Here is a 25,223-nt window from a genome sequence, read left to right as displayed (position 1 = left end):
AATAAGAACTGTAAGTAACGAATCACAAACTCAACACATCTAAACATTTTTTTGTGGCACTTTAGATTGATGTATGTCGGCGGCGACAAAATAAAGGGATATTTATATGATAAATAAGTGTAAGTGTCATAGCTTAATTTATTTAAATCGCTAAGATAGAAAACAGAATGATTCATCCTCCTGATGCTACAGCCATAGAATAAGCCCATGAAAGACAAGCCGACATTAACTTATCAATTGCCGACTCAGTCCTGTTGGACGCATACATGGATAAAACCGCCTTTTTGTCATCCTGAATTGGGCCATGAAAAAGACACACGCTTTTATAATCAGCAGCCTAGATCGCCTGCACGAGGATCGAAAGAATTATTGCGTTGGTTAGTGACTCGTGAATCTTATACATGGAACGTCGATATTCAGAATGAGTATGAGGTACGTGTTAATACGCCAATTGCTTTACCGCAGAATCGTCCTCATGCGGATTTAGATGATTGGCAAGTGTGGTTTGTAGGTCACGCTACTGTACTCATTCAAATTGGTCCATATAACTTTATTACCGACCCAGTTTGGTGTGATTATGCGAGTCCACTGCATGGACGTGGTCCGCGCCGTGTATGTCCAGCGGGATTTGCTTTGGAACAGTTGCCAACCATTCATGGGGTTCTACTCAGCCATAATCATTATGATCATATGGATTTAGCAACGCTTGAATGGCTACATAAAAAATTCGCTATGCCGATTTATACAGGGCTTGGCAACGGGTTTTACTTGCCTAAAGAGTTCCATGTTATTGAAATGGATTGGTGGCAGGAAATTCCTTATCACGAGTTAAGAATTGTTTATACACCTGCTCAACACGGTTCGGGGCGGGGCTTACGTGATCAAAATAAAGCACTTTGGGGCGGCTTTTCGGTTTTAGCAAAAACAGGACATTGTTTTTTTGCTGGTGACACTGGCTATGCAGGGCACTTCAAACAGATATATGCACGTTATGGCGCACCGCGTGTTGCCTTACTTCCAATCGGAGCTTATGAACCTCGTAAACTAATGAGCTATGTTCATATGAATCCTCAAGATGCAGTTCATGCACATTTAGATTTACAAGCGCATCGGTCTGTTGCGATTCACTATCGAACTTTTCAGTTAACAGATGAAGATCGGGAAGATCCTGAACATGCGTTAGCTCAAGCAATTAAAGCATCATCAAAACTTGCTAATCCTTTTTATTGCATTCGAGAAGGGCATAAATTGACTGTCTAAAACGCTATTATTTTTATATTAAAAAAGCCAGTTCAATTTGAACTGGCTTTTTATTATTTTGACTAAAATTAAGCTAAGTCAAAACGGTCAAGATTCATAACTTTTGTCCATGCTGCAACAAAGTCTTGAACAAATTTTTCTTTACCGTCGGCTTGAGCATAAACTTCTGCTAATGCACGTAAGATTGAGTTCGAACCAAAGACTAAATCATTACGTGTCGCAGTAAATTTGACTGCACCGGTCTTACGGTCTTTGCCTTCAAATACTTCACTTGTTGAATCAACAGGTGCCCATACATTCGACATGTCGAGTAAGTTAGTAAAGAAATCTGTGCTGAGTACACCAACTTGCTGAGTGAATACGCCATGTTGTGATCCATCCCAATTGGTGCCCAGTACACGTAAACCACCAATTAATGCAGTTAACTCTGGTGCAGTCAAAGTCAGTTGTTGAGCTTTATCAATCAATAAGATTTCAGCTGGTGTGTTGATACCTTCTTTCTTCCAGTTTCTAAAGCCATCAGCAGCGCCGAGTAGTAATTGGAATGTTTCAATATCGGTTTGACTTTGTAATGCATCAACGCGGCCAGGAGCGAATGGTACGCTAACGTTGAAACCTGCCGCCTGAGCAGCTTGCTCTACACCAACGTTAGCTGCAAGCACAATTAAGTCAGCCAATGACAATTGAGTTGATGCTTTGAGTTCTTCAATTTTAGTTAAAGTCTCAACAGCTTTTTTATTTACTTCCCAACCACGTTGAGGAGCTAAAGCAATACGTGCACCGTTTGCACCACCGCGTTTGTCTCCACCACGGAATGTTGATGCTGATGCCCAACCAAGAGAAACTAACTCACCAGCAGATAATCCTAATGCAGCGATTTTTGCTTTTGCATCAGCAATGCTTGCAGCAGATGGAATAGCGCTGGCAGCAGGTAATGGGTCTTGCCAAATTAAATCTTCAGCAGGGACTTCAGGACCTAAATAACGCGCTTTTGGACCCATATCGCGGTGAGTTAATTTGAACCATGCACGAGCAAAAGCATTTGCAAATGCTTGAGGGTCGTCATGGAAGCGACGAGAGATCTTTTCAAACTCAGGGTCAAAACGTAAGGTCAAATCTGTAGTCAGCATTGTTGGCTTACGTTTAACTGATGGGTCGAAAGGATCAGGAATGATTGCTTCGGCATCTGCTGCTACCCATTGAATTGCACCAGCAGGTGAACGCTCTTGTACCCACTCGTATTTGAATAGGTTTTCAAAGAAGTGATTGCTCCATTGTGTTGGAGTTTGTGACCAAATCACTTCTAAACCTGAAGTAATCGCATCTTTACCAACACCTGTACCAAAGCTATTTGACCAGCCAAAGCCCATTTGCTCAATTGGTGCTCCTTCTGGATCAGCATGAACATGGTCAGCAGAGGCTGCACCATGAGTTTTACCTAAAGTATGACCGCCTGCAATCAAAGCAACAATTTCTTCATCATCCATTGCCATGTTGCCAAAAGTCGCACGAATAAACGGCGCAGCTGATCTTGGGTCACCACTAGCTTCTGGGCCTTCAGGGTTCACATAAATTAGACCCATTTCGGTTGCAGCAAGGTTACTGCCTGCCAATGCTTCAGAGTTACGATGAGCTAACCATTCTTTTTCATCACCCCAGTTTACATCGTTGTCTGGTTCCCACACATCTTCACGGCCTGCACCAAAACCAAAGGTACGGAAGCCAGAAGACTCAAGTGCAATGTTTCCGGCAAGAATAAATAAATCTGCCCATGATATTTTTTGACCGTATTTTTGTTTAACTGGCCATAATAAACGACGTGCTTTATCTAAACTTGCATTGTCAGGCCAGCTATTTAAAGGGGCAAAACGTTGTTGACCACGACCCGCACCACCACGGCCATCACCCATACGATAAGTACCGGCAGCATGCCATGCTAAACGAATAAATAAACCTGTGTAATTTCCCCAATCGGCTGGCCACCAATCTTGGGAATCGGTTAATACATTTTTGATATCGGCTTTGAGCGCGTAGTAGTCAATTTTTTTAAATTCTTCGCGGTAATTAAAATCTTTACCAAGTGGGTTAGAGCGTTCCGAGTGTTGATTGAGCAAGTCAACGCGTAATTGATTTGGCCACCAGTGCAAATTAGTCGTGCCACCACCGACTGTGACTTGCGGTTTTGAGTTATGACCTGAAAAAGGACATTTTGATTCGTTTGACATGATTATATTCTCTCTGGGTAATATTTATTTGAGCTCTTAATGGAACCGAAGGCTCATTTTCCTGGACTTCTGGGTTAAAAAAATGATGCATATCGAATAAAGGAATGAGAGAACAAGTGGTGAGATAAACCGTTTTAAAATTTTTCACTGTTATGTCAGCTCATCATTTTTACTCAACAATACATGAGTTTCCTTTGTTTATTATTCCTTCAATTTACTGCATGAAGGCTAAAAAACAAGTGGGAAAATGGTTCGACTTTTGCAAATAATGATGCATGGCATGAGCTCCTTAATCATTGAAACATCGCAATATCTTTCAATTTCGTTCTTTAAATATACTAGAATCTGATCATTTATTTTTCAAATGGATTAAATTGGCTATATTAATAGATAAAACCGATTTTAACAGTGAAGTAAAATTGTTGAGTACGGTAAATGTGAATCTGAAAATAAGAGAGAAAATCTAAAAAATAGTTCAATAAAAAAGGAGAGTTAAAACTCTCCTTTTAAAGTATTTATACGGTGACAAGACGGTTAGATTTAACCATATCGGCTAAACCATGCGTTTTAAAGTAGTACTCAAGCCAGCTTTTTACAATAAGCGGGTTATTCATTTTCATGACATCATCAAGTAACTTTTGGGCATCTGTCATGGGTACATGACAAATTGCTTTACGCACACGTAAGATGTTGCTTGAACTCATAGAAAGGGTATTAAAGCCCATTGCCATCAGTAAGATTGCGGATAACGGATCGCCCGCCATCTCACCACAAATACTTACCGGTTTTTGGTACTTGTGACATTCCTTTACCAGTCGGGTTAGGGCACGCAAAATGGATGGATGGAAGTGTGAATATACGCTGGCCACATGTGGATTATTACGGTCCACTGCGAGCAAGTATTGAGTTAAATCATTTGAACCAACCGAGAAGAAATCGACAAGCTCTGCAAACTCATCAATTTGTAGCAGTACACTTGGTACCTCTACCATAATCCCGATTTTTGGTTTAGTAATTTTAACTTGCTCTTCTTCTTGCACAGCTATCCAGTCACGCTCAAGTAAATAAAGTACTTCTTCGACTTCACTGACTGTTGTCACCATTGGCAACAGAATATGCAAGTTATTTAAACCAATACTGGCTTTGAGCATTGCACGGATTTGTGCCGAGAAAATCTCTGGATGATCGAGCGTAAAACGAATACCACGCCATCCTAACGCCGAGTTTTCTTCTTCAATACTGAAGTATGGTAAGTCTTTATCGGCACCAATATCGAGAGTTCGCATCACCACTGGTTTATTGGCAAAGTGGCTCAACTGTTGACGATAGATAGCACGTTGTTCTTCTTCACCTGGGAAACGTTCCCGCAACATGAATGGAATTTCACTTCGATATAGGCCCACACCTTGCGCGCCGCGTTGTACGCCGCGAACAACATCAATCATGAGACCTGTATTTACAAAAAGTTGAACTGATACTCCATCTGGAGTAATCGCTTCTTTGGTCTCATATTGTTTGAGATCTTTTGCGATTTGCTCATCTTCTTTTTGAATTTCTTTATAGCGTTGACGTAAACGACGTGGAGGGTTTACAAAAACACGGCCCTGATACGCATCCACAATCATTTCTGCATCATCAAGCGTGTTAACAGGTAACTCAGTTACACCAACTACTGTTGGAATACCCAATGCACGTGCCACAATTACCATATGCGAGTTAGCAGCACCTTCTGAGGTTACAATGGCTGCAATATTATCGACCGGTAATTCCACGAGCGCAGCAGTACTAATTTCTTCACCAATTAAAATACTGTCTGGGCTGAGTTCACGGTGGCTTGAATCTTCTTCTTGCAAAGAAGCTAAAATACGCCGTCCTAAATCTTTAAGGTCGGAAACTCGTTCGCGAAGATAGTCATCTTCCATTTGCGCAAATAGGGCAGTGTGTTTTTCAATGACACGGCGAACAGCACCTTGTGCCCAATGACCATCACGAATCAGATCTTTAATTTCTGCAGGTAATGCATTTTCATCTAGCATTCTTAAGAAAACGCTAAATAAAGCGCGTTCTTCTGCCATGAGTGAATCATGCATTTTTTCATCTAAAGAACGAATCTCTGAACGAACTGATGAAATCGCTTGATCTAGAAGTCGGAGTTCATGGCTAATATCTTCTGCTTCACGGTCAGGCACTGCACCCAAATCGGCAGGTGGATATAAAATAATAGCGCGACCTAACGCAACACCACCTGCACCTGAAGCACCTTGGAAGGTTTTATAGGCAGGCCCATTGCTTGGCTTACGAAATACATCGATATTGCCAACCGCGTGAGCATGTGCAATTACCCCAGAAAGTTGAGCGCAGAGCGTAACTAAAAAGGATTCGGCTGCTTCGCTAAAGTCTTGAGGAAGTCTATTTTGGACAACTAAAACGCCCATAACCTTACGACGGTACATGACAGGTACGCCGAGGAATGAGTTATAAATTTCTTCGCCCGTTTCAGGTAAATACAAGAAGCGCTCATGCTTTGGTGCATTGTCAAGGTTAACAATTTCTTCACGTTGCCCAACCAGACCGACCAAGCCTTCACCTAACTGCAATGAGACATGACCAACTGATTCTGGATTTAAGCCTTTTGAGGCCATCAAGACATAACGCTGGTTGCGTTCATCGAGTAAATAAATAGAGCAAACATCCACTTTCATGGCCTCAGCAACCTGATTGACCATAATGTCTAACGATTCATGCAAACTCACGGACGCATTAATCTCTTGGACAATGCGTCTTAGAGTGTCGAGTTGCATGTTTGACATGGATGTATACTCCAGTATTTTTTAGACTATGAATGTATTTATAACAGCACTTTTAATAAAAATCATTTGCTAGATAAATGATTTTTAGGGTAATTGTTGCAACGGCAACTGTGTACACAACTCCACCATGGCTTTCCGGTAAACATCACGCTTGAAGTTCACCACTTGACCAAGAGGATACCAATAGCTAACCCACTGCCATTCGTCGAATTCGGGCGGGTCAGAGAGGTTTAACTGAATATTTTTTGCAGGCGCAGTTAACTTCAGTAAAAACCATTTTTGTTTCTGTCCGATACATACGGGGTCAGAGTCTGACCGAATGTACCGATGTGGCAAACGATAACGCAGCCATCCCTTGGTTTGCGCAATAATCTGGACATGTTCGGGCAATAAGCCGATTTCTTCTCTCAGTTCTCGAAAAAGTGCCTGTTCAGGGGTTTCTCCAAACTGGATGCCTCCTTGTGGAAATTGCCAAGCATTGTGACCAATGCGCTTTGCCCATAAAACCTGTCCATCATCGTTTGCCAAAATGATCCCGACATTGGGTCGGAAACCTTCTGAGTCGATCATTTGGCTACCTAAATATTTATCTATATCGTTGACTTTAATCGCGGGGACAAACACTTTTTTATGTCCAGCTCGAAAAGATCAAAGTAAAATGTTTAAATTGCTACGATCTTAACGAATTTCTATCGACTAGCGGAGATAGATTTACATTTTTTTTCTTAAATTTCAGTTTAAACGAGAATTTTCATGAAACTGGCGTTGTTTGATTTAGACCATACCTTGTTAAATACCGATTCAGACCACTCGTGGGGTGAATTTTTAGTCAACGAAGGTTTGGTTGATCCGGTTCATCATCGTCAGATGAATGATAAATTTTATGAAGATTACAAAGCAGGCCAACTTGACCCATATGCTTATAATGAATTCGTTTTCGGTTTCTTAACAAAGCATGACAATAACTACTTAACAGAGCTTCACCAATTGTTCATGCAAAAAGTGATTCGTCCACAAATGCGCCCTAAAGGCTTCGATGCGATTAAGAAACATCAAGACCTTGGTCATACCATTGTGGGTATTACGGCAACGAGTGATTTTATTACCGCGCCAATTTTCCGTGAATTTGGTATTACTGAAATTTTAGCGACCAATGCCGAAGTGGCTGACGGCAAATATACCGGTAAAGTTGCGGGCTTGGCATGTTATCAAAAAGGTAAACTTGCACGTCTTGACGACTGGTTAGCTGGACGCAGTGTATCTGAGTCTTGGGCGTATTCAGATTCAATCAATGACCGTTTTTTACTTGAATATGCAACGCATGCGATTGCGGTAAATCCTGATGACCGTCTTGAAAAGTTAGCTCAAGAGCACAACTGGGAAATTCAGGACTGGTCGATTTAAGATTATCGAGTTGGAAGAGCTATGTATTAGATAAGCTCTTTCAGCTCTTAATTCATTATATTTAAATTATTTTTTATATTTCTTGAAAATCCTAATCCAAAAATAAATATTGATAAGTTCAATAAAAATAAATTTTAAAAATGAGGTAATAATGTCAAAAACACCACAGATTAAATTACCAAAACAACTTTGGAATGATCAAAGTGTTGATTTAACACGCCATCGCTATCAGGGAAAATTACTGAGTAAAAGTGAAGGCTTTAAATTAGGTAAAGCTCAACGTAAAAAAGTACCGCGTGAACAGTTATCAAAGCTTTCTGAACGACCACAAGGTACAACTGCTTTAACGATCTATGATTGGAGTAATCAAGGACGGTTAGAGAAACTCAAACCGATTCGTGCAAAACGGATGAGTGTTTCACCATTTACATTTTATCGTGGCATGCCTTCTTTGATGCTATTTGACCAAGCATGGGAGCAGGTAAATACAGGTTTATTTCAACAAATTTGTGGTGATTGTCATTTAAGTAATTTTGGTGGTTTTGCAAGTCCAGAACGTAACCTGTTATTTGGAATTAATGATTTTGATGAAACTTTAGTTGCCCCGTTTGAATGGGATGTAAAACGTTTAGCAACCAGTTTTGTGATTGCGGCACGTGATATTAATCTTGCAGATAAAGTAGGTTTAAGAGCAATTAAAATAATGCTGAGTAGTTATCGTCAGCACTTATTAGAAAGTGCGAAACTTTCACCACTACAAGTTTGGTATGAAAAAATTGATGCCATTACCTTATTAGAAAATACTGAATGCCGGAAACTTAGAAAGAAAAGCGAAAAGGATATTGATTCGGCACAGAAAAAAACGGTGTATTCTGTTTTGCCGAAGCTTACCCAACAGGACCAAGAGACAGGATTGCGTCATTTTGTAGATGATGCGCCGTTATTATGGCATCCAAGTGGAGATGAACTATTTAGTAAAGATGTTGATGTATTCTTTCAACAATATCGTGATTCCTTGAAATATGATCGCCAAGTCCTTTTTGATCGTTATCAATGTACAGATGTGGCTTTTAAAGTGGTTGGTATTGGAAGTGTTGGTACACGATCAGCCATAGCATTATTTCAAGATGCAGATCGGGAACCGTTAATTTTACAAATGAAAGAAGCGAATCCATCAATTCTTAGTCCGTTATTTGTAGAAAAAGTAAATCACGAAGGTGAACGTGTGGTACATGGTCAGCAACTCATGCAGGCTGCAAGTGATATATTTCTTGGATTTTCTTCAATATCGAATCAACATTTTCATGTCCGTCAGTTACGCGATATGAAAATATCTTTTAATATTAATGATATGGATGAAGAGTATTTCTATAAGTATGCTGAAGATTGTGGCTTAGCTTTAGCGCATGCCCATGCAAAATCTGGAAATGCAGATGTACTTATGGGATATCTTGGAGAGGGCGATACGATTGTAGACGTATTACAAACGTATGCAGAAGAATATGCAGAGCGCAATTTAAACGATTATCAACAATTTATAAATGAAGTTGCAGAGGGTAAAATTCCACTCGCTGGAGATGATGCGCTTTAAGAATAAGTATGCTGTTACAGATGACATGAAATAATCCGAAAGGTTAGAGAAAAAATGTTTAATAAAATTATGTCTGGTTTGGGTCTTCAAGGCGTAACGGTAGAAACCGTTTTACACAATCCAAACTTGCAAGCAGGTGAGACACTGCATGGGGAAATTAGCTTCAAAGGGGGATCATCTGATAAAGAGATTAATGGTCTTTATTTGAAGTTGATGACAATGGCAGAAGTTGAATCTGGTGACCATGAGTTTAATCAACCTTTGGTCTTACAAGAGTGGTTAGTAAATTCTCGTTTTTTATTGCCTGCACATCAAGCTTATTCCTTCCCTTTCAGTATTCAATTACCATTTGAGACACCGATTACCGAAGTCGCTTGTCGAAGAAATGGTACACGTGTTTGGATTCAAACTCATATGGATGTTGATTGGGGATTAGATGCAACTGATCGTGATTATTTAAAAGTACTGCCAACTCCCGCTATGCAAATGTTTTTACAGGCCATGCAGCGATGTAGCTTTATTTTATCAACAGTTGATGTAGAAAAAGGTCAACTTACTGCACGAAATTTTAGATCAACAATTGGTTGTTACCAAGAACTTGAATTTGTCTCTTCACGTATGTTTAGTGGGTTTAATGAGGTTGAAGTCTCTTTCGTTGCAGAACCTAATCAAACTCACGTTATGCTTGAAGTTGACCGTCATTTTCGATCAGATCAACTATTAACGATCACCATTCCACATCATATGCTTGATGAAAACCAAATGGTGCAACAAATTAGAAGCCTCTTGAAGCTTGGATAAATTAAATTAGATGCTTAAATGAGTGTCTTTTATGCATCCTGCATCATTTTAATCAATTCTTGCATAGCTCTAGATTGAGTACGTGCAGGGTGCCATACCATACCTAATTGGCGATTCATCTCGACATCTAAATCAAGCTGCTGCATATCCTGATTCAGTAGAGTTTTTGGTAAAACTGACCAACCTAAACCAATAGAAACCAACATACGAATAGACTCAAGAGGGTTATTACTCATGGTGATTTTTGGTTTAAGTCCTTGTTTTTCGAACTCAGCCAAAGTGATTTGGGCTGTATAAGTCTGTGCGGCAGGCAGCAAACTTGGATATTCAATTAAATCTTGTAAGGTTAAATTCTTTTTTTGAGCCAATGGGTGAAATGGAGCAGCTACAAAAACTAAAGGATCATTCCAGATGGTAATGTAGTTAAGACGTTCATCACCTGAAGGAGGAAGCGTTAAAAATGCAAGCTCTAAATCACCAGCAAGGACCTGTTCATGTGCTTGTTCTGAGTCAACAAAATGTACGTCTAAAGTGACTTGTGGAAACTGCTGAACAAAATGCTTAAGTGGGGCAGGCAAGTGATGCAGCCCGATGTGATGGCTCGTCCCGATTTTTAAACGGCCTTGTATTTGCGTTTGTTCATGACTCAGTGTGTGGTGAATATCTTTAAGTTCATTTAACCAGTTTTTGACTTTTGGCAATAATGAATGTGCAGCATGAGTGGCTTGAACCCCACGTCCTGCCGACTCAAATAGCTTTACGCCGAAGTATTCTTCGAGGCTATGAATACGTTTGGTGACAGCAGGCTGGGTAATAAAGAGTTGATCTGCAGCTACAGAGATAGACCCTGTTTCCATAACTTTTACAAAAGCTTCAAAGGCTGCAAGATTCATAATACAACTCTACTTGGAATAGAAAAATCGAGAGAGGCTAAAGTCGCCAAGCCAAAATCGTATCATGCTTGCAGCTAAACGTTCTATAAACTTGTGATTTGGCGTATTAATCTTAACCTAAGCAGTTGTCTCTTTTTCGCTTAAGGCTGAAATACGACGGTCTTTTGCTGCCCATACTTTTTCATGAAAGAAAAATGCAAATGCTTGTACTGTTGGTTCTAACATACTTAAGGTTAAAGCCATCCAAATGTTACCTGTTACAAAGTACGCGACTAGCATTGCTACCGTAATATGCATAATGTAGTAACTTAAGGTTTTCTTTAATGTACGTTGGTTATTTACAACGAATTTTTGAATATTAGCCATCATCGTTCTCTCTACCTATATTTGATATTTTTAGTATAGAGATAAGAGTATAAGATTAAAAATGGATTATGCAAATGATAATCATTAACAAATCCGATTTGTATATTTTGAACAATATTAAGATAAGTAGGAATGATTCCTAAAAGTTTTCTAATTTATAAAAATGATAAATTAGATTTATGTGAAACTCTGGCTATAATCGAAGAAAGATTAGAATTACCCAGTCCAATGGAGCAAGACGACATGGCAGGCAAAACTTTATATGACAAATTGTGGGATGACCACGTAGTTACAGAGCGTGATGATGGTTCGTGCTTACTTTATATCGACCGTCATTTATTGCATGAAGTAACAAGTCCACAAGCATTTGAAGGTTTGCAACTTGCGGGTCGTCAACCGTGGCGTTTAAGCGCAAACGTAGCTACACCAGACCACAACGTTCCAACATCTAAAAAAGAGCGTGATCAGGGCATTGCAGGTATTGAAGATGATACATCGCGTATTCAGGTTCAAACCTTAGATGATAACTGTAAGGCATTTAATATCGTTGAATTTGGTATTAATGATATTCGCCAAGGTATTGTGCATGTTGTTGGTCCTGAGCAAGGCTTAACTTTACCGGGTATGACGGTAGTATGTGGTGACTCGCATACAGCAACTCATGGTGCCTTTGGTTGTTTGGCACATGGTATCGGGACATCTGAAGTTGAACACGTTTTAGCGACACAATGTTTGATTCAGAAAAAATCAAAAAATATGTTGGTTCGTGTTGATGGCGTTTTAGGTAAGGGCGTAACACCAAAAGATGTTGTGTTGGCGATTATCGGTAAAATTGGTACTGCTGGTGGTACGGGTTACGCAATTGAGTTCGGTGGTCAGGTTTTCCGTGATATGTCGATTGAAGGACGTATGACGGTATGTAACATGGCGATTGAAGCGGGTGCACGTGTGGGTATGGTTGCAGTTGATGACAAAACCATTGAATACGTAAAAGGCCGTAGCTACGCACCAAAAGGCGAGCAGTGGGAACAAGCGGTTGCTTATTGGAACACTTTACATTCAGACGATGATGCTGTTTTTGATGCTGTAGTTGAGTTAAATGGTGCAGAGATTGAACCACAGGTATCTTGGGGAACTTCACCTGAGATGGTAATTCCAGTATCTAAAGCTGTACCAACTTTAGAACAAGCGAAAGATGACGTACAACGTAGTGACTGGACACGTGCGTATCAATATATGGGGTTAAACGCAGGTCAGGCATTGGCTGAAATTCAACTTGACCGTGTATTTATTGGTTCTTGCACTAACTCACGTATTGAAGATATCCGTGCTGCTGCTGAGGTGGTTAAAGGCCGTAAAGTGGCTTCTAGCATTAAGCAAGCGATGATTGTTCCGGGTTCTGGTTTAGTTAAGCAACAAGCAGAAAAAGAAGGTTTGGATAAAATTTTCTTAGAAGCTGGTTTCGAGTGGCGTGAACCGGGTTGTTCAATGTGTCTAGCCATGAATGCAGACAAGTTGCAACCGGGCGAACACTGTGCATCGACATCAAACCGTAACTTTGAAGGTCGTCAAGGGAATGGTGGCCGTACTCACTTGGTAAGTCCGGCAATGGCAGCAGCGGCTGCAATTGCAGGTCATTTTGTTGACGTTCGTTCATTTTAATTCGGTCTGGAGCAAACCATGAAAGCTTATACAGTTGAACAAGGTATCGTTGCACCATTAGATCGTGCCAATGTCGATACAGATTTAATTATTCCAAAACAGTTTTTAAAATCGATTAAACGTACTGGGTTTGGCGACAACTTATTTGATGAACTTCGTTATTTAGATGAAGGCTATCCGGGTCAAGATAACTCGGTACGTCCAAAGAACCCTGACTTTGTTTTGAACCAACCACGTTATCAAGGCGCAACTGTTTTAATTGCTCGTACGAACTTTGGTTGTGGTTCAAGTCGTGAGCATGCACCTTGGGCATTAAATGAATATGGTTTCCGTACCGTTATTGCACCAAGCTTTGCAGATATCTTCTTTAATAACTGTTTTAAAAATGGCATGTTACCAGTCATTTTGCCTGAGAATATTGTTGATCAGCTATTTAAAGAATGTGCTGCAAATGAAGGATATCAATTAACTATTGATTTAGCTGCGCAAGAAGTTCGCACGCCAACCGGCGAAGCTTTTAAATTCCAGGTAGATCCATTTCGTAAGCATTGCTTGTTAAATGGCTTGGATGATATTGGTTTAACTCTTCAAAATGCGGACGCAATTCGCGCTTATGAAGAAAAAACTAAACAAGTTCGTCCTTGGGTATTCCAAGAGATAAATTAACCTTTTGGTACATTTTAAACATAGTCATGGCGTCGTGTTCAAACTCTTGCTAACATGCTAAAGCATAACAACAGCTTAAAATTATGCACTAGATGAGGATTGGGCTTGAACAATGAAGAGGAACGTTACTCATAGCTTTTTGTTGGGCCTGTGCGCAATAACACTGAGTGCTTGTCAGAGCACTCATAATGTAGTGGATACTGTTCGTATTAAGCAGGCTGAACAAGAACATTTGGGGCAAAATGCAGCAATATATTGTTCGGGCGCAAAAAGTTGCGAATTTGAACGGCTAAATGATATTACTGTTGTTGATGCACAGACACGCAGAATTAGTAATCAGGCAATTCATCAAGGAATTGTAAGATTAAATGGTTCGGTGTTGAGTCAAAGCAATAGCTTGTATCTATCTGTGCCTGCGAAACAATATGAAGTGGTGATTCGTTACTATCCGATTTCTCCAGATCGGGCAGAAACAATTCATGTTATTCACCAATTCAAAGCTAATCACCGCTATATGTTTAAAATGTACCGAGACAAATCTAACCGTTCGGGTAGTTTGCTGAATGTTTCTGTACCAGATCCATTATGTGTTGACTTAGAGCAGGATGGGCGTGTAATTCGCCGTTTTTGTCGACCATTTGATGTAACCACAGGACTCGGTGAATTTCTTGAACAGAAAAAACTAACACCACGACAGTCATAACGCTGTCTTGTCTTTGAAAATGGAAAACTTCATGTCTAAACAGATTTTAATTTTGGCTGGTGATGGAATTGGTCCTGAAATTGTTGGGGCAGCAGAAAAAGTATTAAATAAAGTAAATGAAAAATTTAATTTGTCGTTGACTTGGGAACATGGCCTATTGGGTGGTGCGGCGATTGATGCTCATGGTGAACCGTACCCAGCTGTAACAAGCGAGCAAGCAAAGAAAGCTGATGCCATTTTATTAGGTGCCGTTGGTGGACCAAAATGGGACACCATTGAACGCTCTATTCGCCCTGAACGTGGTCTTTTAAAAATTCGTAGTGAACTTAACTTGTTTGCTAACTTGCGCCCAGCGATTTTATACCCACAATTAGCCGATGCTTCTAGCTTAAAGCCTGAGATTGTTGCTGGTTTAGATATTTTAATTGTTCGTGAATTAACTGGTGGTATCTACTTTGGTCAACCACGTGGTATTCGTGAACTCGAAAATGGTGAAAAACAAGGCTATAACACTGACGTTTATTCTGAAAGTGAAATTAAACGCATTGCAAAAGTGGCTTTTGAACTTGCAGGATTACGTGGCGGTAAAGTGTGTTCTGTAGATAAAGCAAACGTTTTAGAAGTGACAGAGCTTTGGAAGCAAACGGTTACTGACTTACAGCAAGCGAACTATCCAAATATTCAGCTTTCACATATGTATGTGGATAATGCTGCAATGCAACTTGTACGTGCGCCTAAACAGTTTGACGTAATCGTTACAGGCAACTTGTTTGGTGATATCTTGTCTGATGAAGCAGCAATGCTTACAGGCTCAATTGGTATGTTGCCATCAGCTTCTTTAGATGAGAGTGGCAAAGGCATGTATGAACCTTGTCATGGTTCGGCGCCTGATATTGCAGGTCAAAATGTGGCAAACCCATTAGCAACCATTCTTTCTGTTGCAATGATGCTTCGTTATACCTTCCGTGAAGAAGCTGCTGCTAAAGCAATTGAAGATGCAGTAGGGCAAGTACTTGATCAAGGTTTCCGTACAGCCGATATTATGTCTGAAGGCATGACTAAAGTAGGTACAGCTGAAATGGGTGAAGCTGTTGTAGCTGCTCTTACTTAATCGCTACTTTGGTAAAAAACGCAGCCTAATCGCTGCGTTTTTTTATTGTCGAAAAGTTTTAACAGGCTTTGCCCTGATATTGGATTGATTCAGCAATATCATTTTTAAGCTGAAAAATAACTTTGCAACTAAAATTAACATCGTAAGAATTGCTCCCTAAAGACCCCGATTGAATAGGGACTGGATTACCACCCATCTCAACATTGCTCACCATAGGAATTGGAATACTTAAGGGCCGCAAAATTGTGTAGATGAGTTGATTTGGTGTTTTTTGTGGAACATGAGCAATTTGAAAACCAAGACCACGTAAGTTTAGTTCTTGTTGAATGGTGGTCGACGATTTGCCCAGAAAGCCTTTTAAATATTCCTGTAAGTCGACAGATTGGCGTGGGGTAGTTGCACAACCGTTAAAATGAATAAGTATCACTGAGAGTAAGCTTATTCGACATAGGGTCTGTATATTCATTTTTCTCTCTACCACATTATATTTATTATTAGATAACGGTAGGTTGGATTGCCTAGCTTGTAAAGAAAAAAAGGAAGTTTATGATAAATGGAGAATGAGTTTATCTAGGGATTCATACTCATATCCAAAAGGCTTTATAATTATTTTGCAAAAAACTTAAGGAAAACATGATGAAAAAAATACTTTTAGCATTTTTATGCAGCTTTGGAGTAACAGCAGTATATGCCGATAATTGTGACACTACTCGTAATACTTATGATGATATTTACTGTACAAATAAAATCTATGCGAGTGCTGATGCAGACTTGAATAAAAACTATCAGGCATTAAGAGCAAAATTGAATACGGCGCAAAAAAATACGCTTAAGAAGTCTCAACTTGCTTGGATACGTCAACGTGATGCTGAATGTACAGATTCAAATAGAAATAGTGTAGACGTGCAATGCCGTTTACAGACAACGCAAGAAAGAAACCATTGGCTGCAAGAAAGATTGCGTGAATGCCAAACAGTCGGATGTAAAACCAGTCGATTAAGTGAATAAATAACGCAATAAAAAAGCCACTTCATGATGTGGCTTTTTTGCATTCACTAATTAGCGAGCACGGTACGTAATACGACCTTTAGTTAAGTCATATGGAGTCATTTCGACTTTCACACTGTCGCCAGTAAGAATACGGATATAGTGTTTACGCATTTTACCAGAAATGTGTGCAATAACTTCGTGACCGTTTTCAAGACGTACACGGAACATCGTATTAGGAAGCGTTTCGGTGACAACGCCTTCGAACTCAATGAGTTCCTCTTTATTGGCCATAGCCTACCTGATGATCAAATTGGAAAGGCGCAAATTATAGTCAATTTATTTAAAAAAAACAAGATAGACATCTTCTTGTTAAAGCATCTGGTTAAACTATGACTAGTAAAAAAAGATGCAATTTTTTTCACAAAACAACTCTAATTCTGTTGTCAGTTTGGTCAATCAACGCTAATCTAAAATCATAGTTATTAGGGACTGTTCATGAAAAAAGAGTCAACAGCTCCTAAGTATCAATGAAGTATCTACATGGAAGGGCACTGCGTGGGTCAGCTAACAGATGCATCAGTTGTATTACGTTTTGGCTATCAAGCAATTCGTCGTGCAGGATTGCCAACAGAAGAAATATTAACTAAAGCGGGAGTCGCTTTAAATCAGGTCGATACTAATGCACGTACTCCGTTAAGTGCACAGTATGCCTTTTGGACTGCAGCTCAGGAAGTCAGTAAAGATCCAGACATCGGTTTGCATTTAGGTGAACATTTGCCTTTATACCGCGGTCAGGTGATTGAACATTTATTCATTAGTAGTGAAACCTTTGGTGAAGGGCTTAAGCGAGCTTTGGCTTACCAACGTCTAATTAGTGATGCATTCGATGCGAAACTAGTGGTTGAAGATGGACGCTGCTATTTGACTAATGGTGAGCAAGTGGGAGCCGACAACCTTGTAAATCGTCATTTTTCAGAATGTGCGATTTCTGGTGTGCTTCGATTCTTCAAATTTATTACTGAAGGGCAGTTTCATCCTATCTTCATCGATTTTAACTTTAGTGAAGGTGCTTCGGAGGACGAATATTTCCGAGTTTATGGCTGTCCGGTAAGTTTAGGGCAAAAAGAAACAAGACTATATTTTGATCCTGCCATTTTAGACTTCCAGCTTTGGCAAGCAGAGCCTGAACTATTGCAATTGCATGAGCAGCTCGCAATTGAAAAGTTACAAGAACTTGCTCGTTATGATTTAGTGGGTGAAGTTCGTCGTGCGATTGGTTCGACACTTGAAAGTGGAGAAACCACGCTAGAAACTGTAGCAGCTCAATTAAATATTACACCGCGCCGTTTACGGACACAGTTAAGCGAAGCAAATACTAGTTTCCAGCAAATACTTTCTGACTATCGCTGTCGTTTGGCTAAAAAACTTTTGGCAAATACCAGTGAGAGCGTGGAACGTATTGTGTATTTAACGGGTTTCTCTGAACCAAGTACGTTCTATCGTGCGTTTAAACGATGGACCAATGAAACACCAGTTGAGTACCGTAAGCGTAAACAACACCGTTAATAAAAATGGGTTAAGCCTACTCAGGTAGGTTTAACCAATGTGGCCCAAGTGGTGGCTGTGGCAAGTCAAATTGCTCAGGGTAATAACATTGAATAAAGTAGAGACCATCAGGTGGAGCAGTGACACCTGCAGCTTTACGATCTTGTGCCGCAAACATCGCATCGATATGGTCTATTTCATACATACCTTGACCAATTTCGAGTAAGCATCCAACAATATTACGCACCATATGGTGTAGAAAACCATCTGCTTGAATATCTAAGACCAAGTAGCGGCCATGTTCAAATAGACGGCAATGCGTTACATGTCGTACAGGCTTATTGGACTGGCATGCTGCTGCGCGAAAGGTTTCAAAGTTATGCGTACCTTCAAATTTGCTGGCAGCTTTAATCATCTTTTGCACATCTAGCTGTTGGTAAATGTGCGTGACCTGTTTATGTAAGAGGGCTGGGCGACAAGGAGCGTTATAAATAACATAGCGGTAACGTCGAGCCGTCGCCTTAAAGCGTGCATGAAAGTTTTCATCCATCAGTTTAATCCACTGAATGGAAATATCTTTAGGTAACTGGCTATTTGCTCCTCTCAACCATCCCATTTCTGGACGAATGGCGTTCGTATCGAAGTGTGCCACCATATTCGTTGCATGTACTCCCGCATCTGTTCGGCCCGCACCGTGAAGTGCAATAGGTTCATCTGCGATTTTGCTGAGTACACGCTCAATGGTTTCCTGAACGCTGGCAACGCCTGGCTGTTGTGTTTGCCATCCTCGATATTGAACTCCGCTAAACTCAATACCGACCGCATAACGTTGCATAGCTTTACCTCTATTTAATGCAAATTTTCATTCCAATGGCTGAGCCATTGTTCTGGGGTTGGGTATTTTAAATAGATTTGAAGTGCTTTTGCATAAAGATCTGCATGACTATGCGCATCATTAATGACAATTTTTGCAGTTTTGGCCCAAGCACTAATTGCATAACGTTGGTCAATGCCGCCAAAGGTCACTTGTGTCGCCAAGATTGGAACACAACCATGAGCATACAATTCATCTAAGATTGCCAATAGTTCAGGGTTTACTGCGATATTGCCTGTACCAAAGCCTTGTAACACCAAAAAGTGTGGTGGGGCAGGAAGTAAGTGACGTAATTGCTGTACCAAGTGCTGTGTTGCAATCGGTTGCATCATCCAGTTTAAAATTTGGAATGAAGCTGCTTTTTCAATTTGAGCATCTTGTACGATCAATTCATTTTGCTGAGGCGTAAACTCAACTTCACTACTTAAACCTGAAAATGCATCGAGTTCAGTTGTATGCGTTTTTAAAGCAGTTTGTGCATGGAATACTTGATGATGGAATGCAAGATATGCACCTACAGGTAGGGCAATCACCTGTTCTAATGCAAGATATAAGTTCTCAATTGCATCAGTAAATTCACGAGTATTATCACCTTGAACATTGAGTAACGGGTATTGGCTACCAGTAATCACAATATGACAGCTTTGGCCTAAAAAGCGGGCTAGGGTTGCAGCCGCATAACTGAGTGTATCTGTACCGTGAATAACAACGAAATGTTGATAGCCTTCAAGTTGTAGTTGTTGTATGCGTTGAATGAGGCGTAACCAATCAGGTGCCGTACATGCACTGCTATCGACAATATTGGGTGCAGCAAAGCAGTCGACTGTTAAGTGTGGGGGAATCACTTTTTCAAGTTGAGGCAAGAATTGGTCATAAGGCATAGGAGCTAAAGGTTCACCAATGCAACCAAAAGTACCACCCATATAAAATAAGGCTATTTTTTTCATATTTTTGCAGGCATAAAAAAGCAGTCATCTCTGACTGCTTATGGTAAATCGAACAGTTCTAAGAAGCTATGCGATTAAGTAGGTTTTTCGCATGTTGTTGTTGTTCTGTGTTGAATTTTTGCTCATCAGCCTGTAGTAAATTGCGTGCTGCTTGGTTCGCTCCAAACTTAATGTATTGCTCAGCCAACTTTAAGTCGAGTTCATTTTCATTTACTTGTTTTAATTCTGGAAAAGCTTCTAGAAGTGGATCTTCTATTTGAGCTTGCGTAACAACTTCATTGACTACATCTATAGGGTTTTGAGTTTCAAGCTCTGGTGCTGTAACTAAGGCAGGCTCATCTAACGAAAACTCAAGCGGTGCGATCGAAGTCACTTCTAATGGCGCTTGTTCTACGAGTGTAAGTTCATCTAATGATGTAGCTTGTTCAACAGATTTCGTCTCTGAACTTGAAGGATTTAAGTCAAGGTTGAAATCTAATGTATTGACGCTACTCTCTTGATCTGCTTTTACCTCTACTGCTTGAGTTTTTTCTTCAGTTTCATGCTGAGGTGCCAAGTCAAAAGAAAACTCTAAATCAGCTAGCTCATTTGTTTCCTGAGATGACGATACTTCTGGTTCTTGCGGAGAAGTTGATACTTCTGTTTCATGTACAGGTTGGCTGGTATTTTCTGTGGCCGCAGTTTTTTCGAATGAAAAGTTAAATTCTAACGGTTCAACTTCAACAGCAGGTTCTTGTTTTACCGGTGTATAGTCTTTCTGCAAGTCATCAAAAGAAGCTTCAGAAGAACTTGTTGTTAACTGGTCAAACTGAGCTGTTGTATCAGGTGTATTTTTTGGCTCTTCATACGTTTGAGCCTGAGGAAAATCAATAGCATCAGGTTGTCTTGAAGACTCATATTCTTTTTGTCTTGCTTCTGCTTTAATTGCGATTTCATTTAATGCCAAGCTGCGAATATGGCTAATAAGTTGTTGAATCGCAAATTCATCTTTTTGAGCAATATGAACTTCAAGAAGTAATAAATACAATTCGTGTTGGGTATTGTCTTTCTTTAGTGCCTGATTGACTTGAGCTTCGGCCGCAGAAAACTGTTTTTCTTGAATGAGTTGTTGAATATTTTGACGAACAGCTTCTGGTACCGGACTACTTTGTGGAAGAGCAGGAGCGACTTCTTCAACTACACTGGCTTTATTTTTTTCGCGAGAGCTTTTACTCGATTTGGCGCTCGCTTTTTTACCTGCTTTTTTACTTATACTTTTTGAGGAGGTGGTCTCTTGTTTTTGGCCATTCTCACGCTTTTTTAAAACAACGGCGACCACGAGTAATATGATAAACGGAATCACATATAACATTACTTTCCCCTTAAAAAATAAAATTTTGCAATATAAAGCGAGCTAACTCTGGTTTTAACTTAATGTTTTTGCTTGTGAGTTCGTTGCTGTGCTTGTAACTGCTGTTGTAACTCTGCCAAACGCGCATTCAGAAGTTGAATACGTTGGTCTTTTAAACTTAAAGTTTGATTTAGTTTGGTTACATTCCTTTGTAATGTAACGGTTTTTTCTCGAGTTGTCATAACTTTTACTGCTAACTCAGTATTGTTTTGACCTTGTTGTGTGCTCTTTTTTGCACTTCCATGAGTAGAATTTGGGCTGTTCTCTGCCACAATGCTCATTTCAGCTTGTTGTAAACGATATTTAGCTCTGCCAGAAGATGGTTTTGCTAAGTTGGCTTCACTCGATTTAGGTTTTGGATGTGAAGCTTTAGCTGTATTTGCTGCTGTTAAGTTTAGTGAGATTCCCTGACGTAAACGGTTTACATCACCTTGAATAAACGCATGTCGGTTTTGAGCTTGGATATCTCGCATGACTTTAGCCACAGGTTGTTTGGTCTGTGCTGCAATACGATTGGCAATAGTCCATAAAGACTCATTCCGTTGTACAACATATTTACCGGTAGGTGCTGGGCCTTTATAGGTGCTGATTTTTTGCTTTTTCGGTGTATTTTTACTTAATACATTTTTGTGTTGAGCAGGGTTAGCTTGGGCTGCTTTTTTGACTGTCGTTGTTTGATTGTCATTACTTGGTTTAAGAGGCGTAGATGGCTGTTTTTCTATAGCAGATGGCTCAGTACTCATTGCTGCGATAGTTTGCTGTGGCGCTTGAGTCGAAGGTTTTTCGGTAAAAGGCGTCGCAGGAGCAGAGCTATTTAAAGCCGGAGCAGTTCCAGTACTAATATTTAGATTACGTTCATTAGCTGGAGTTTCGGCTACGGTTGTTGCTGTCTCAGCAGGTGTGTATCGAGTACTTTCAGGTAAGTTTAACGCGATGTCTTTTTCATTTACGATAAATTGCGGTGAAAGTGGACTTTCGTTAGCAGCGACCTTTTTTATAGGTGATGGCTTTAAAACGGTTTTAATATGTTGAAGACGAGTTGCATTACCTTCACTGACTTTTACGACAATATTCAGTTCAGGATCAATAATAGGGCGAGATGAGGTAATTACAATAACGCCAGAACCTTGGCCATTTTGTCGCGTATAAAAATTCAAGTTACCAGGAGGTTGATGAGTGACTCCTAAACCATTAAGGTCTTCTTGCGTGGCTAAACTGACTTGCAAGGGCGTATTTGGATCGGCTTGCTGAAAATTCATTTCTGCATACAGTAATTCCCCAGGCGCAGATTGAATTTGAATAGGATCTAATGTAATCGCATAAATAGAAGGCGAAGACATAATGGTGAAAATGGCAATTTTTAATTTGTTATATGCAGTCATCTCAATCCATGACCTGATCAGTCGTAAAGTCGTTCAAAATTATACAATAATGAAATGTAAATAAATTGTTAATTTTTCACAAACCAGTTACGAAAAAGCCGATCAAATGTGATCGGCTTTTTATTTTGACTGAATGATTCAGGTCAAATTATGAGCTTTTGTATTCTACTAAAATACGTAACATACGACGTAAAGGTTCAGCAGCACCCCAAAGTAGCTGATCGCCTACTGTGAATGCACCGAGATACTCTTTACCCATATTGAGTTTACGTAAACGGCCTACAGGTACAGTTAAGGTACCAGTCACAGCTACAGGTGTAAGATCAGTCATAGATGCTTCACGTGTATTTGGTACAACTTTAGCCCACTGGTTTGAGTTGCGAATCATATCTTCGATCTCATCAAGCGGAACATCTTTTTTCAGTTTGATCGTTAATGCTTGAGAGTGGCAACGCATTGCACCGATACGAACACAGTGACCATCAATAGGAACGATTTGAGAGTTACCTAAAATCTTGTTGGTTTCAACTTGACCTTTCCACTCTTCTTTAGATTGACCGCTTTCAAGCTGTTTATCAATGTAAGGAATTAGTGAACCCGCAAGTGGCACACCAAAGTTCGCAGAAGGGAAACCTTCACCACGTTGTAGCTCAGCAACTTGGCGGTCAATATCAAGAATTGCAGATTTAGGATCATCTAACAACGTCTTGGTATTGTTGTATAAATAACCCATACCTGTTAACAACTCACGCATGTTTTGTGCGCCAGCACCTGATGCTGCTTGATAAGTCATAGCAGTCATCCACTCAACCAAATTGTTTTGGAAAAGTGCGCCTACGCCCATCAACATAAGTGATACTGTACAGTTACCACCCACGAAAGTTTTAGTACCTTTCGCTAAACCGTCTTTAATCACGTTAAGGTTAACTGGATCAAGAACAATGATTGCATCATCAGACATACGTAAAGTAGATGCAGCATCAATCCAGTAACCATCCCAACCAGTTGCTTTTAACTGTGGGAAAACTTCAGACGTGTAGTCACCACCTTGGCAGGTAATAATGACATCCATTTGCTTCAGACTATTAATGTCTGTAGCTTCCATAAGTGCTGGGGCAGTCTTACCACCAAATGAAGGAGCTTCACCACCTGCATTACTGGTAGAGAAGTAGAATGGCTCAATATGAGCAAAATCATTCTCTTCAACCATACGTTGCATAAGGACGGAACCGACCATCCCGCGCCAACCGACCAGACCTACTTTCATGTCATTTTGCCTCGGTGCGTTAAAATTGTTAGGGGGAGTTGAGTGTATCAAAAGTGCTCACAACTGCAAGCGTTACAGAATCAAAACAGCAATTTTATTGAGTAGAATATCTTGTTTATGTTACATACAAAATTGATAAAGATGACAAAAACATTAAAAAACAAATCATCTTAAAAGAGTAATTTCAATGATTTATATCGAAGTTCTATCTGTAGTGGTGATTTGGTTGACTTTCTGGTCACTTATTCCTCGTGATGAGTGGTGGTTTAGAGGGGCTGATTTTCCGCGATTACAAATTCTATTTCTTGGCTTAATTTCTCTAATTGGCATGTTGTTTTGGCCGAATGAATGGAATATCGGGCGTGAGCTTTTGCTTGCGGTGCTCATCGCGGCAATTGCTTATCAGCTTAAAATGGTTTTGCCTTATACATTGTTTTGGAAAAAGCAGGTTAAAAAGGTCAAACAACAGCAAATAGATCCCAAAAAGCAAATTTCACTTATCGTTTCCAATGTGCTCATGCCTAATGATAAATATCATTTGCTTCTTGAACATGTGCGGTCACTCAAACCTGATTTACTTCTTACTTTAGAAACAGATAAAACGTGGGAAAATGCTTTAAAAGAAATTGAAGCGGATTACCCTTACCGTGTGCCTGTACCTCTCGATAACTTATATGGCATGCATTTATATAGTCGACTACCGCTTAAAAATGTTGAAGTCAAATTCATTTTAAGTGATGAAATTCCTTCTATCCATACTACGGTTGTCTTACGTTCTGGGATGCCTGTTCAGCTCTACTGTTTACATCCAAAGCCGCCTAGTCCAACTGAAGCAAAAGATTCAACATTACGAGATGCAGAGCTTCTGATTGTTGGAGATCAAATTAAGGATTTAGATGAAAGTTGTATTGTGATGGGGGATTTAAACGATGTAGCGTGGTCACGGACAACCCGTTTATTTCAGCGTATTAGTGGGTTGCTCGATCCGCGAGTTGGGCGACATTTTATAAATACTTTTCATGCAGACTATCCTTTATTACGTTGGTCACTCGACCATATCTTTCACAGTACAGACTTCGGTTTGGTAAAAATGCAGCGTTTATCTCATATTGGATCAGATCATTTTCCTGTCTACGTCGTTTTACAAACAGGTCGAATATTTGAAGAAATTCAAGAAGAAGTAGAGCAAACTCAAGATGATGAAGAGGAAGCTCAAGCTGCGATACAAGAAGGTATTGCTAAAGCTGAAAAAGAAGAAAAAATAGTAACTGATGAAATTGCGGAGCCTTATAAAGAGAAAAGTATATAAAAATAAGTTGTAAGCAATATCGTACAA

At 39.9% G+C, this 25,223-nt stretch carries 23 protein-coding genes; 11 read left to right on the top strand and 12 right to left on the bottom strand.

The window, feature by feature from the left end; genetic code table 11:
• The first annotated feature begins 207 nt into the window (after positions 1-207).
• The gene (locus ACH8JV_RS03850) at positions 208-1,260 is read left to right on the top strand and encodes an MBL fold metallo-hydrolase (protein WP_396519804.1); all 1,053 of its coding nucleotides are present in this window, start codon (positions 208-210) and stop codon (positions 1,258-1,260) included.
• A gap of 68 nt (positions 1,261-1,328) precedes the next feature.
• Here ACH8JV_RS03850 and katG read toward each other — a convergent pair whose 3' ends face one another.
• The 3 genes from katG to ACH8JV_RS03835 form a co-directional block, all read right to left on the bottom strand.
• Positions 1,329-3,485, bottom strand: a complete 2,157-nt coding sequence (gene katG / locus ACH8JV_RS03845) for a catalase/peroxidase HPI (RefSeq protein WP_396519802.1) — start codon at positions 3,483-3,485, stop codon at positions 1,329-1,331.
• Between the two features lie 515 nt (positions 3,486-4,000).
• Complete coding sequence (gene ptsP, locus ACH8JV_RS03840; protein ID WP_263612849.1) at positions 4,001-6,295, bottom strand: phosphoenolpyruvate--protein phosphotransferase; 2,295 nt, start codon at positions 6,293-6,295, stop codon at positions 4,001-4,003.
• Between the two features lie 84 nt (positions 6,296-6,379).
• Complete coding sequence (locus ACH8JV_RS03835) at positions 6,380-6,865, bottom strand: RNA pyrophosphohydrolase (protein WP_019458019.1); 486 nt, start codon at positions 6,863-6,865, stop codon at positions 6,380-6,382.
• 183 nt (positions 6,866-7,048) lie between these two features.
• Here ACH8JV_RS03835 and ACH8JV_RS03830 point away from each other — a divergent pair, with 183 nt between their 5' ends.
• From ACH8JV_RS03830 to ACH8JV_RS03820, 3 genes are all read left to right on the top strand, one after another.
• On the top strand, positions 7,049-7,699 hold the full coding sequence (locus tag ACH8JV_RS03830; RefSeq protein WP_199943537.1) for an HAD family phosphatase: 651 nt from the start codon (positions 7,049-7,051) through the stop codon (positions 7,697-7,699).
• A 151-nt stretch (positions 7,700-7,850) separates the two neighbouring features.
• Positions 7,851-9,290: a DUF2252 domain-containing protein gene (locus ACH8JV_RS03825; RefSeq protein WP_396519800.1), complete on the top strand. Its 1,440-nt coding sequence runs from the start codon at positions 7,851-7,853 to the stop codon at positions 9,288-9,290.
• A gap of 54 nt (positions 9,291-9,344) precedes the next feature.
• The gene (locus tag ACH8JV_RS03820) at positions 9,345-10,091 is read left to right on the top strand and encodes a sporulation protein (RefSeq protein ID WP_396519798.1); all 747 of its coding nucleotides are present in this window, start codon (positions 9,345-9,347) and stop codon (positions 10,089-10,091) included.
• Positions 10,092-10,120: 29 nt separating this feature from the next.
• Here ACH8JV_RS03820 and ACH8JV_RS03815 read toward each other — a convergent pair whose 3' ends face one another.
• Positions 10,121-10,984, bottom strand: coding sequence for a LysR family transcriptional regulator (locus ACH8JV_RS03815; protein ID WP_396519796.1), 864 nt, complete (start codon positions 10,982-10,984; stop codon positions 10,121-10,123).
• A gap of 117 nt (positions 10,985-11,101) precedes the next feature.
• On the bottom strand, positions 11,102-11,350 hold the full coding sequence (locus ACH8JV_RS03810) for a DUF2061 domain-containing protein (RefSeq protein ID WP_396520014.1): 249 nt from the start codon (positions 11,348-11,350) through the stop codon (positions 11,102-11,104).
• Between the two features lie 243 nt (positions 11,351-11,593).
• On the opposite strand from ACH8JV_RS03810, the gene leuC reads away from it, so the two are divergent.
• The 4 genes from leuC (at position 11,594) to leuB (ending at position 15,492) form a co-directional block, all read left to right on the top strand.
• Positions 11,594-13,012, top strand: a complete 1,419-nt coding sequence (gene leuC / locus ACH8JV_RS03805; protein WP_002053327.1) for a 3-isopropylmalate dehydratase large subunit — start codon at positions 11,594-11,596, stop codon at positions 13,010-13,012.
• Between the two features lie 18 nt (positions 13,013-13,030).
• Positions 13,031-13,678 carry a 3-isopropylmalate dehydratase small subunit gene (leuD, locus tag ACH8JV_RS03800; protein WP_396519794.1) on the top strand — a complete coding sequence of 216 codons (648 nt, stop codon included), beginning with the start codon at positions 13,031-13,033 and terminating at the stop codon, positions 13,676-13,678.
• Between the two features lie 112 nt (positions 13,679-13,790).
• A complete protein-coding gene (locus ACH8JV_RS03795) occupies positions 13,791-14,381 on the top strand; it encodes a hypothetical protein (protein ID WP_086495924.1) in 591 nt (196 codons plus the stop codon).
• Between the two features lie 31 nt (positions 14,382-14,412).
• Positions 14,413-15,492: a 3-isopropylmalate dehydrogenase gene (leuB, locus tag ACH8JV_RS03790; RefSeq protein WP_396519792.1), complete on the top strand. Its 1,080-nt coding sequence runs from the start codon at positions 14,413-14,415 to the stop codon at positions 15,490-15,492.
• 58 nt (positions 15,493-15,550) lie between these two features.
• Here the strand turns inward: leuB and ACH8JV_RS03785 are convergent, their stop codons facing one another.
• Positions 15,551-15,958 (bottom strand): hypothetical protein, encoded by a 408-nt coding sequence (locus ACH8JV_RS03785; RefSeq protein WP_396519790.1) that lies wholly within the window; start codon positions 15,956-15,958, stop codon positions 15,551-15,553.
• Positions 15,959-16,125: 167 nt separating this feature from the next.
• Here ACH8JV_RS03785 and ACH8JV_RS03780 point away from each other — a divergent pair, with 167 nt between their 5' ends.
• On the top strand, positions 16,126-16,500 hold the full coding sequence (locus tag ACH8JV_RS03780; RefSeq protein ID WP_086495926.1) for a lysozyme inhibitor LprI family protein: 375 nt from the start codon (positions 16,126-16,128) through the stop codon (positions 16,498-16,500).
• A 51-nt stretch (positions 16,501-16,551) separates the two neighbouring features.
• On the opposite strand, the gene infA is transcribed toward ACH8JV_RS03780, so the two are convergent.
• Positions 16,552-16,773 carry a translation initiation factor IF-1 gene (gene infA, locus ACH8JV_RS03775; RefSeq protein WP_001284370.1) on the bottom strand — a complete coding sequence of 74 codons (222 nt, stop codon included), beginning with the start codon at positions 16,771-16,773 and terminating at the stop codon, positions 16,552-16,554.
• 264 nt (positions 16,774-17,037) lie between these two features.
• On the opposite strand from infA, the gene ACH8JV_RS03770 reads away from it, so the two are divergent.
• Entirely contained in the window at positions 17,038-18,048 is a 1,011-nt protein-coding gene (locus ACH8JV_RS03770; protein WP_004710706.1) for an AraC family transcriptional regulator, read from the top strand.
• A 16-nt stretch (positions 18,049-18,064) separates the two neighbouring features.
• Here ACH8JV_RS03770 and truA read toward each other — a convergent pair whose 3' ends face one another.
• The 5 genes from truA to asd form a co-directional block, all read right to left on the bottom strand.
• Complete coding sequence (gene truA, locus ACH8JV_RS03765; RefSeq protein WP_019458030.1) at positions 18,065-18,862, bottom strand: tRNA pseudouridine(38-40) synthase TruA; 798 nt, start codon at positions 18,860-18,862, stop codon at positions 18,065-18,067.
• Positions 18,863-18,876: 14 nt separating this feature from the next.
• Complete coding sequence (locus ACH8JV_RS03760) at positions 18,877-19,848, bottom strand: asparaginase (protein ID WP_396519788.1); 972 nt, start codon at positions 19,846-19,848, stop codon at positions 18,877-18,879.
• Positions 19,849-19,906: 58 nt separating this feature from the next.
• Positions 19,907-21,199 carry a hypothetical protein gene (locus tag ACH8JV_RS03755; RefSeq protein ID WP_396519786.1) on the bottom strand — a complete coding sequence of 431 codons (1,293 nt, stop codon included), beginning with the start codon at positions 21,197-21,199 and terminating at the stop codon, positions 19,907-19,909.
• 59 nt (positions 21,200-21,258) lie between these two features.
• On the bottom strand, positions 21,259-22,620 hold the full coding sequence (locus ACH8JV_RS03750) for a FimV family protein (protein WP_396519784.1): 1,362 nt from the start codon (positions 22,618-22,620) through the stop codon (positions 21,259-21,261).
• 148 nt (positions 22,621-22,768) lie between these two features.
• Positions 22,769-23,887 carry an aspartate-semialdehyde dehydrogenase gene (asd, locus tag ACH8JV_RS03745; protein ID WP_311069523.1) on the bottom strand — a complete coding sequence of 373 codons (1,119 nt, stop codon included), beginning with the start codon at positions 23,885-23,887 and terminating at the stop codon, positions 22,769-22,771.
• Between the two features lie 187 nt (positions 23,888-24,074).
• Here asd and ACH8JV_RS03740 point away from each other — a divergent pair, with 187 nt between their 5' ends.
• Positions 24,075-25,196: an endonuclease/exonuclease/phosphatase family protein gene (locus ACH8JV_RS03740; RefSeq protein WP_396519782.1), complete on the top strand. Its 1,122-nt coding sequence runs from the start codon at positions 24,075-24,077 to the stop codon at positions 25,194-25,196.
• Positions 25,197-25,223 lie beyond the last annotated feature (27 nt).

Source organism: Acinetobacter sp. ABJ_C5_2 (assembly GCF_044538485.1).
Classification (GTDB): domain Bacteria; phylum Pseudomonadota; class Gammaproteobacteria; order Pseudomonadales; family Moraxellaceae; genus Acinetobacter; species Acinetobacter nosocomialis_A.
Note: the sequence above shows the minus strand (reverse complement) of the source record. Positions and strands in the feature narration are given on the sequence as shown.